At 59.2% G+C, this 9,912-nt stretch carries 8 protein-coding genes; 4 read left to right on the top strand and 4 right to left on the bottom strand.

Going from position 1 to position 9,912, the window contains the following annotated elements; genetic code table 11:
- Together ASE89_RS21650 and ASE89_RS18650 are read right to left on the bottom strand one after the other, a co-directional pair.
- The coding region (locus ASE89_RS21650; RefSeq protein WP_156363564.1) for a DnaJ domain-containing protein at nucleotides 1-120 on the bottom strand (120 nt) is incomplete at its 3' end.
- Nucleotides 121-488: 368 nt separating this feature from the next.
- Nucleotides 489-2,315 carry a DUF885 domain-containing protein gene (locus ASE89_RS18650; protein ID WP_056680986.1) on the bottom strand — a complete coding sequence of 609 codons (1,827 nt, stop codon included), beginning with the start codon at nucleotides 2,313-2,315 and terminating at the stop codon, nucleotides 489-491.
- Between the two features lie 503 nt (nucleotides 2,316-2,818).
- Between ASE89_RS18650 and ASE89_RS18645 the strand changes: the two genes are divergently transcribed.
- Nucleotides 2,819-3,334: a hypothetical protein gene (locus ASE89_RS18645; protein WP_156363561.1), complete on the top strand. Its 516-nt coding sequence runs from the start codon at nucleotides 2,819-2,821 to the stop codon at nucleotides 3,332-3,334.
- Nucleotides 3,335-3,758: 424 nt separating this feature from the next.
- On the opposite strand, the gene ASE89_RS18640 is transcribed toward ASE89_RS18645, so the two are convergent.
- Complete coding sequence (locus ASE89_RS18640; protein ID WP_056680979.1) at nucleotides 3,759-4,181, bottom strand: hypothetical protein; 423 nt, start codon at nucleotides 4,179-4,181, stop codon at nucleotides 3,759-3,761.
- A 200-nt stretch (nucleotides 4,182-4,381) separates the two neighbouring features.
- On the opposite strand from ASE89_RS18640, the gene ASE89_RS18635 reads away from it, so the two are divergent.
- Nucleotides 4,382-4,849: a hypothetical protein gene (locus ASE89_RS18635; RefSeq protein WP_156363560.1), complete on the top strand. Its 468-nt coding sequence runs from the start codon at nucleotides 4,382-4,384 to the stop codon at nucleotides 4,847-4,849.
- 65 nt (nucleotides 4,850-4,914) lie between these two features.
- Here the strand turns inward: ASE89_RS18635 and ASE89_RS18630 are convergent, their stop codons facing one another.
- Entirely contained in the window at nucleotides 4,915-5,442 is a 528-nt protein-coding gene (locus ASE89_RS18630) for an AAA family ATPase (protein WP_056680973.1), read from the bottom strand.
- A 718-nt stretch (nucleotides 5,443-6,160) separates the two neighbouring features.
- Between ASE89_RS18630 and ASE89_RS21645 the strand changes: the two genes are divergently transcribed.
- Nucleotides 6,161-6,334 carry a type II toxin-antitoxin system ParD family antitoxin gene (locus tag ASE89_RS21645; RefSeq protein ID WP_082451749.1) on the top strand — a complete coding sequence of 58 codons (174 nt, stop codon included), beginning with the start codon at nucleotides 6,161-6,163 and terminating at the stop codon, nucleotides 6,332-6,334.
- Entirely contained in the window at nucleotides 6,327-9,206 is a 2,880-nt protein-coding gene (locus tag ASE89_RS18625) for a PAS domain S-box protein (RefSeq protein WP_056680970.1), read from the top strand. The genes ASE89_RS21645 and ASE89_RS18625 overlap by 8 nt, the downstream gene beginning before the upstream one ends.
- Nucleotides 9,207-9,912 lie beyond the last annotated feature (706 nt).

Genomic DNA, 9,912 nt, shown 5'->3' with positions numbered 1-9,912 from the left:
ACCATGATTGGCATCGGGGTGATATTGACGGAGCAGCGCTTTCCACGCGGCGTGGATAGTTTCTCGACTTGCCGTCGAGGGCACCCCTAGGACAGAATAATAGTCGGGTGAGAGAGCCATCTAGCCGTTACTTGCGGCTAAAACGCGAAAAAGGAAAGTCCGCCCGTCGCGTGATCTTAACTTCGTCTTCTCAGAGATCCAAAGGGTGGCTTTAGGGGCCAACAGTCGGATGGAAGCGACATTCAAGCAGCGCCCGCCGCTCCCCCAGACGGTCGCTCATTCATCTTCGTCCCGCTCAGCTCAACGGCCACCAGTCACTGTGCCCTGATCCAAATTCCGAATTCGGACGGGACAAAATCTCAACGGTGTCGACTGGTTTACCAAGGGGCTGACTGCATAGAACTTACGCTTCGAGACCGTGCCGCCGTCCCTGCGGATTCAATACGGGCAAGCCTGTTTAGCCGTCAGGGCACGTCGAGCCCGCTTGGCTATCGGGCGGCCGCTCGCTTCGCCGCACCGCCGCCAGCAGCGATCCACTTGTCGATCTTAGCCTCTAGCACCGGCATCGGCAGCGCTCCGGTATCAAGCACCTGCGCATGAAAATCGCGCGGATCGAACTTCGGGCCAAGCATCGCCCGCGCCTTTGCCTTGGTCCCCGTGATCGTCAGCTGGCCGATCTTGTAGGCGAGCGCCTGTCCCGGAATAGCGATGTAGCGCTCGACCTCAGCAGTCGCATCGGTGCGCGCCATCGGCGAGTTGGCGAGCATGTAGTCGATCGCCTGGTCGCGCGTCCAACCCTTGGCGTGGATCCCGCTGTCGACCACCAGCCGCATCGCGCGCAGCATTTCGTCGTTCAGCCCGCCCATCCGCTCATACGGATCGGTCTCCATGCCGAGCTCCTTCCACAGGCTTTCGGCATAGAGCGCCCAACCCTCGACATAGGCGGTGTTGCCACCGAACCGCATGAACGCGGGCAGCGCGGTGTTTTCCTGCGCAAGGCTGATCTGGAAATGATGCCCCGGTACGCCCTCGTGGAGGAACAGCGTTTCCATTTCCCACGTGTACCGCGAGGGCAGGTCGTAGGTGTTGTAGTAGAACACGCCCGGTCGCGACCCGTCGGGCGTGCCCCCGTTGTACGATCCGGCCGCCTCGGTCTTTTCCTTGAACGCCGGGACCGGGCGGATATCCAGTGTCGTCTTCGGCGTCAGCGAGAATTGCTCGGGGATTAGTTTGGAGATACGCGCCTCGATTGCCCGGTAACCGTCGCGCAACTGGTCCACCGAGCTCGGCTGGAATTGCTTGTCGGTGCGTAGGAAGGCGAAGAACGTCGGCAGGTCGCCCTTGAACCCGACCGCCTGTTTCTGCGCTTCCATGCCCTTCAGGATTCGCGCGACCTCGGTTAGGCCGAGCTGATGAACCTGCTCCGCGGTCATTGGCAGCGTCGTGTTTTGCCGGATCAGAAAAGTATAATAGGCGTCGCCGCCGGGCAGGGAGGAAAGACCTACCGTGTCGCGCGCGGCAGGCAGATAGACGTTAACGAGGAAATCGCGCATCTGCCGATGCGCAGGTATGATCACGTCGCGAATCTGCGCGCCATAGGCCGCCTTCAGACGCGCCTGGTCCGCTGCGGGGATCGTTGCCGGAAACGTCTTCACTGGGCCGTAGAAGGTCGAGCCCTCGACCCCTTCCGCGATGAGGTTGTCGAACTCCTGGATCATGTTGGTGACGACCAGCTTAGGCTGGACGATCTTGTCCTTCATCCCCTGCCGGAACAGTCCGATCGCGCGGTCGAGGACAACGGCATATTTCGCGTTGCGCTTCAGATTGTTCTCATAGTCGGCGAGCGTCTTGAACGGCGCGGCGCCGTTGCCCGACGCGAAATCAGGATAGAAGGTCTGAAACCCGTTCATATGGTCGATCGGCAGGTCGCGCTGCACCTTCAAGAGCGCGGGCGCAAAACCGGCGAGATCAGTCTCGTTTCGCGTCTTGAAGACGTCATAGGCGATCTGATCTGTCGGGGTCAGCTTGGTACGATCGATTGTGTTCAGGGTCGCGAGGTCATGCTCCACTGCCGCGCGCTCGGCCGCGAGATACGCATCGGTCAGATAGTCGCCAAACCGGTCGGCGTAGCGCAGGTCGCCACGGAAAACCGCCTCGATGGGATGACGCTTCAAGCTCGACTCATCGCTGTTGTAGAACAGCTGCTTCAAACGCGCGTCGTCTGCGCTCTCACCCGGCTGCACGACCGGCGCGGGTACCGCCTGCCCCCTCGCCGCGGCAGTCGCCAGCGTGGTGGACAGTAGAGCCGCTAGCATCAGTTTGACGGACAATATGCGGCTCCTTGGGTTGCGACGGTGCGAGGGTTAGGATGCGGCCATGGTTCCCGCAAGCGAACGAGGGTTAACGCGCGCCTTCAAGTCAAAATGAGCGACTGGAGGTCGGATTATCTCGCTTAACGTCGGGTCGGCAGCGAGGTCATCAAGGCAGGTTCCGCAACGAGAATAGCCGGGGAAGGCTCAGGCCGGCATTTTGGTCCACTATCTCTTCGGACCGCTACTTTGAGAACGTCAACCTGCTCAGATCATAGAGAATTGCGAACAGGACCCAGAACCAGACGTTCACGCCCCTTCTCTCGCCTCCCAACTTCAGACGCTGGTTCATCTTTGCGAATGACCGATTTTGAAGCCCGGCTATCCGCTCGCGAATGTCGTGATGGGGAAGGAAGTCCTCCGAACCGACAGCTGAGGTATCACCTATGCGCTCACCCGCATCGTCGCTACCCCCGTACCCACGAGCAGGGAAATTCGAGGAGCGTGTGATGCGTCAGCATATTCTATCGGCGGCGATCGCAGTTGCCATGTTGAGTTCTACCTCAGGCTCAGCGAGCCCGGCGCAAGCTGTGGTTTCAGGCATCTATGAACTGGACACTGCGCGGAGTGACAACGCTTTTAAAGTGATCGACAGCGCTACCGCCACCATTTCCGACGACAAGCGCCCTCGTGTTCGGATGAGGCTCCGCAAGTCCATTGCGGTGAATAGGATTAGAATTTCCACCGCAGGAGGTCGAGTCGGCCTCGCCTATGATGCCAAAACACCTATCGTAGTTTGGATAGGCGGAGATCCGATCACGTGGAAGCTCATCCCGGAGCTTGTTTTTGATGTATCGGTAAAAGCTGATGGTGGAACCGTCGCTCTGACATTCCGCGGCGACGATAGCGAGCGAACCTCAAAATACCATAGTGTCGGCCAGGATTTGATGGAGAATACCACCATCATCAGTCCACTGCTTTCTACGCCGATCGTCTATAAGCAGGTCTTCAAAAAAATTAGCTAACTGGATCTACGAACAGACCTCCTGACGAGAAGCCGTTGAACGGTCTTCGTCGCATAGATGCGGATGCCGGTCGAGATGGTCTGCCTAGCCTCTGCTTCTCGGCGCGCTACGACTATGAACAAACGGCAGCAACTGGGCGATCACCCCCTGCCCTACGGCTTCCGGCCAGACCCAAACCCGGACATTCGCGCCCCCTCCCCCGCTCCCCAACTTCAGACATTCGTTCATCTCCGCGCTGAATGCCCTTGGCGCATGATCGGCCGTCATAGATGTCGTGAAGGGAAGGACTGCGGACGGTCCGCTTTCGGCGAGGCAGGCCGCGATAGCAGACATTGGGCAGCTGCCGCCTTTCCCTAAAAGGATCCGGATATGGGAAAGCCAGCGCGGCGATCGACGTTTGCACGATCCGGCTGGCTCGAACGCGCTAGGTTCGTGCCCAGCCGCCATACAAGGCAGCCCCGGTCGTCATATCAATCACGAAAGTGTCACCGCCGATCCGGCTCGCATAGAACCTCCCGTCGATATTACTAATGGCGGAGAAGCTTTCGATCGCGGGGCGGGCCGTATCGAAATTTCGGTGCATGTCGTCCGTGGTGCCCGGTTCAGGCGCAATCTGCCACACCGCCCGGTTACCGTCGTCGAACAGGAACACCTCCCGCCCCCATATCTCTTGGTGAAAGACATCCCTCGACGGATGCGCATCGAAAAGGATTAGACGCCCGATGCCCGGCACCGGCAGGATCATGCCGATGGGGTAAGATCGCACAGATTTGTCGGATAGCCCCGTAGCGTTCACTAAGCGATCGGGGGCTTGCCCTGCCCCCTGGGCGTTTTCGAAGTCGATCATCGCTCTCATATCCTGCCCCGCCTTCTCATACGCAACCAGGCGCTTCCGCGCCGTTGCTGTTTCCGAAGGGAGGAAGTTCTCGCAACCGATCGAGAAATGGGAACCGGAATGTCGGCAACGAATAGCGAGGCTGGATGAATTGAGATTATTCGACAGCGGTGTTCATGGTCGACTATTATTCGACGGTTAGGAGAGGTTCGATGCCCAGTAGGATCGAGGCGCTGATACCGACACCCCCGCCGGCGCGGATCGACGCATTGCAGAATCTCATTCTTCGGATCGTGGATTGTTTGGATGCTGACGAAGAGTGCGACGCGCTCATCGCCGAAGCCGATATGCTGGCGGGATCACAGGGGTATGATAGCGTCACGTTTAGCAACCTGTACAGTTGGACCAGCGAACGTGATTTTGCGGTGTTGGCAGCGATGGGACCTCCCCCGGGCATCCCTGACCTTACCGTTCAGGAAGTTGCGGAATGCATCGGCGTCATCGAAGCTGCGGACGAACCAAGGAGCAGCTTTTGCCTCGGTATTCTTGAGCGCACTTTCCCTAACGTACCTATCTCCGACATGATTTATTGGCCTAAGGCGGCAGCATCATCCGACGATCTAGCCGCGGAGATTGTCAGGCTAGCTAAGGAGCCTCTCCCTACTCTGCCCGCCCCATAAATGCCCGGGAATGATTTCTGCAGGTCTGGTTTCTCGGTTGGGATGCTGAAACGGGAATGTGCGGCTCATCGCCTCAGGCAGTTGGTGGGGTAGAAGTCCGCCAATGCGCTGGTCGACGCGATCTGGACCTTGGGCAGGCCGATGCTCTCGATCATGTCGCGGTAACGTGTGCGGTTGGCTCGGGTGGTGACGGCGATGTGGCGGATCATATCCCATTTCACGCTATCGCGACCGCCCTCCAGCGCGCCGCGACGATCGCGCTCGAACCAGCAGCGCCGGACGTAGCGATACAGGCTGGTTGTGGTCGGTACGTCGAGTAGGATGAAGCCGGTCGCCCGTTCCAGCCGCTGTGGGAGAAGCTGGGTGTAATTGCCTTCGATCACCCATTGGTCGCCCGTGATTGCCTTGTCGTGAAGCGCGGCAAACTCGAACGGCGGTCGCGGCACCCAGTCGGTGTGCGCGAAATGGTGCAGCTGGTCGAGGTGAACGACCGCCAGCCCCTTCGCTCGCCCGATCGCGTCCGCGAGGGTCGACTTGCCGCTGTTCGACGGTCCCATGATGCAGATGCGTATGCCCAGTTCGTCCAGTGTCATGGATACCTCCTCGCGCGGTATGCCCGATGTCGGCCGACGGGCTCTCACAACGATCGAATTTCGGGAATGTCCGGGTTGGAAAGGAAAGCGGACAGGCAGCTTTGTGCTGTGACGATCTGAAAACTACATGGTTTGGGACAAGATGCCTGTCCCCACGATCGGGAGCAAAGTATGCCCATCAAGGATCTAGTTGGATCGCCCCATCCTACGCCTGAGCAGAAAGCGCTTTTGGAAGAAGTGCTGACGCGTTGCGGCTTACCGTTGCCTAAGCGCCCCGGCTGGGGCGGTGATGACGGAATGGAACGAGCCTCCCTCCCCCGCGATCCTAAGCCAAGCCCTATGAGTGGGGGTGCAGAGGCCGTGTTACCGAATGACCGCTTTTAGGGTCAACGCAAGCCATCGTAAGTGGCCACTGGTGGGCGAAGGCACCCTGCCCCCAGCTTCCGGCCAGACCCAGTTGCGGACATTCACGAGCCCTCCCCGGCTTCCCAACTACGGCCGATCATTCATCTCCGCGCCATGACAGCTTTCAGCGACTAAGTTTCCGAGATGACCGTTGTTATCGCTGGGAACCGAGGCGGCCGCTTTCGGGACTGCGAGCCGCGACAACTGCTTCTGTGCGGTGCTGACGCCGCCACTTCCAACAAGGATGATGTTCGTAGGCAATGTGGCAGCTGGCAAACGTTGACAGCCCCCGTATGGTGGCGAACAGAACGGCATGTCCTCTACCCCCACTCGCAACGTCGCACTGACGACCGAACTCGAATCGTACATCAGGGCACAGGTTGCCACTGGGCTGTACAGCAATTCGAGCGAGGTCGTACGCTCAGCCCTGCGGCTGATGATCGCCCGCGACGAAGCTCGCATGCACGGAGAGCAGCGTCGTGGTTGAGGCCATTACCGTGCGCGAACAGGAACGGCTTGCGGCGTTGGCGCGATACGAGGTGCTGGATACACCTCGGGAGCAATCTTTCGATGAACTGGCGGCGCTGACCGCGCGCCTCTGTGATGCCCCTATCGCAGTGGTCAATTTGGTCGGCGATGGCCGTCAATTCTTCAAGGCGGAGGTAGGTCTCGGCGTACGCGAGACGCCATTGGAAAGCTCGTTCTGCGTTAAAGCACTACTCGAGGATGATCTCCTCGTCGTACCGGACCTAACGCTGGATACCCGGTTCGAGTGCAATCCGCTGGTGACCGGCGATCCCCATATCCGCTCCTACGCTGGCGCGCTGTTGAAGACCGAAGACGGGTTGCCGATCGGGACGCTGTGCGTGCTGGACTACCGCCCAAGGCCATTTACGACGCTTCAGCAGGATACCTTGCGCGTGCTCGCGCGGCAGGTCATGTCGCTGCTTGACCTGCGTCGTACCGTGCAGGAGCGCGATCAGCGCGCGCAGATCGCGCTCGCTAGCGAAGAGGCGCTTGCCCTCACACGCATCGAGCTTGTCGACAGCGAAGCCCGCTTTCGTAACATGGCCGACCATGCGCCAGTCATGATGTGGGTCACCGACCCGGATGGCAACTGCACGTATCTCAACCAGCAATGGTACGACTTTACCGGGCAGACACCTGCGGAGGCTGCTGGCCTTGGCTGGCTTGATGTTACCCATCCGGACGACAAGGCTGCGGCAGGCCAGATATTTCTGAACGCGAATACCCGGCAGGAGCCTTTCCGTCTCGAGTACCGGTTGCGTCGTGCAGATGGCATATACCGTTGGGCGATCGATGCAGCATCTCCACGGTTTGGACCTCAGGGCAAGTTTTTGGGCTATATCGGTTCCGTCATCGACATAGCAGATCGTCGCGAAGCGGAAGACGCCCTTCGCGGAGCAAATGTCCTTCTGAAGGCCGTTATGGAGGCCGTACCGGGCGTGGTCTACGCCAAGGACCGTGCGGGGCGGATGTTGGCCGCCAACCACGGCACCGCTGATCTGGTCGGCAAGCCCCTCGATCAGATCATCGGGCGCACCGATCGTGAATTTCTCGACGATGCTGCCCAAGCCGACATCGTCATGGCGAATGACGAGCGGGTCATGACCGAGCAAACGACGGAAGTCGTAGAGGAAGAGGTCAGCTTTGCCGACGGAACCTGTGCAACCTGGCTTTCGACGAAATCGCCGTTTCGAGACGCCAACGGCGCCGTGAACGGATTGGTCGGCTCATCGATCGACATCACTGAACGCAAGCGCGCCGAGCTCGAACTGCAGCGGCTCAACGAGACGCTTGAGGACGAAGTAGCCGAACGGACAGCGGAGCGTGATCGGATCTGGGAGACGTCTCCTGATCTCATGCTCGTGATCGATTTCGCTGGAGTTCTGATACGCGTAAACCCCGCCTGGACTGCCATGCTGGGCTATACCTCTGGCGAGCTTGTCGGCCATCATGTCAACGAGTTCGTAGTGCCTGACGATCACAACCAGACAACCGATGCCTATGAGCTTGCCGCAGACGGCGGTCGTCCGGCCATCGTCAATCGCTACCGCCATAAAGACGGCTCGACGCGCTGGCTATCGTGGGTCGCTGTGCCGGCTGGTGACATGACCTATGCGACAGGTCGCGATATTACCGCTGAGAAGGAGCAGGCGGAGGCCCTGCGGAAGACCGAGGAACAGCTGCGTCAGGCGCAGAAGATGGAAGCGGTCGGTCAACTTACCGGCGGGCTGGCACATGACTTCAACAATTTGCTGACCGGCATGATGGGCAATCTGGAACTGCTCCAGCTTCGCGTTGCGAGAGGGCGCCTCGACGATCTCGACCGCTTCATCAATGCAGCGCAGGGCGCTGGTCGGCGTGCCGCGTCTCTCACGCAGCGATTGCTGGCTTTTTCGCGCCGTCAGACGCTTGATCCCAAACCTACTGATGTCAACCGGCTGATCCTTGGTCTCGAAGAGATGCTGCATCGGACGGTCGGTGCGACCGTTGGCATCGAAATCGTTGGCGCTGCCGGATTGTGGACGGCCGACATAGACGCGCCGCAACTCGAAAACGCTGTCCTCAACCTTTGCATCAACGGGCGAGATGCAATGCCAGAAGGAGGTAAGCTGACGATTGAAACTGCTAACAAGTGGGTTGATGATCGTATAGGACGAGAGCGCGATCTGCCCCCTGGCCAATACATCTCGATTTGCGTGACGGACACCGGCACTGGCATGACGCCCGAGACGATCGAGCGAGCGTTTGAGCCCTTCTACACGACCAAGCCGATTGGACAGGGCACCGGACTAGGGCTTTCGATGATCTATGGCTTCGCCAGGCAGTCGGGTGGGCAGGTCCGGATCTATTCCGAAGTGGGACAAGGCACGACGGTGTGCATTTACCTGCCGCGTCATCATGGCGACGCTGCTGAAACGCACGAGGAAAGCACAACCGGTTTGCCCGCGAGCGGCAATGCCCAGACAGTGCTTGTCGTCGACGACGAGGCGACGATCCGCCATCTCATCGACGAAGTACTCGACGATCTGGGATACACCGTCATCGGCGCAGCCGATGGGGCGGCGGGAATTAAGGTGCTTCAGTCCGGAGCCAGGATTGAACTTCTCATAACGGATGTTGGATTGCCCAATGGTATGAACGGCCGACAGGTCGCCGACGCCGCTCGCGCTTTGCGGCCTGGTCTGAAGGTGCTGTTCATTACAGGCTTCGCTGAAAATGCTGCAGTTGGTAACGGCCATATGGAGCCAGGTATGGAATTGCTGACCAAGCCCTTTACTCTCGAAGCGCTCTCTACAAAGGTTGCGCAGATGCTGCAATCCACTTCTGAGTAGCATTGATCAACAATAGATCAGCACGGAAGAATGCCATTTAATTCCCAAGTTTAGCAACTCGGCGTTACGACGGAGCGCCCGTTCGAAAATGACGGCAAACGATCTAACGGCGTTTAGTTTATCCTGAGATACTGCCGTTTTATATTTATATAAGGTTGGGCCCGGCGACATCGACAATGAGACCCATACCCGGACATTCGCGCGCCTTTCCGCGGTCCCCAACTTAAGACATTCATTCATTCCCGCGGTGACTGAACTTGGCGCATGATCCCCCGCCATGGATGTCGTGAATGGAGAAGAGAGCGGAGCAGCTGCTTCGAGCCAGGACAGGCGCGTAGCCGATTATGGTTCATGTGCAGCAGACGGCGACTTAGCGCCGTCAAACGCCCTTTGGAGGCTAAAACCGGCGCTCAAAAGCAGCAGTTAATTAGTCGTCGAGCGGCAAAAGGGTGCGCGTCACCGCACTTGTCCCATCCCCGTGCCAGTTTTCGACCACAGTGCATCTCGAAGCCAGTCGCCAACGACTGCCACGAGGCGAGGCGATCCGAGATACGGGCCCAACCTTGACGCCTCATCCGGCTCGCCTGCAACCGCGCCTTCTTGGAACGAATGACCGAGCCCGTCGAGCATTACAATTTGAGCGCGACGGTTGCTCGCCAAAGCGGCACGCGCCGCGGGTGCGTCATCCACCAGCGTATCCTTGGTT

This window comes from Sphingomonas sp. Leaf30 (assembly GCF_001422525.1).
GTDB classification, from domain to species: Bacteria; Pseudomonadota; Alphaproteobacteria; order Sphingomonadales; family Sphingomonadaceae; genus Sphingomonas; species Sphingomonas aerolata.
The sequence above is the reverse complement of the archived record's forward strand: the minus strand, read 5'-3'. Positions and strand labels throughout refer to the sequence as shown.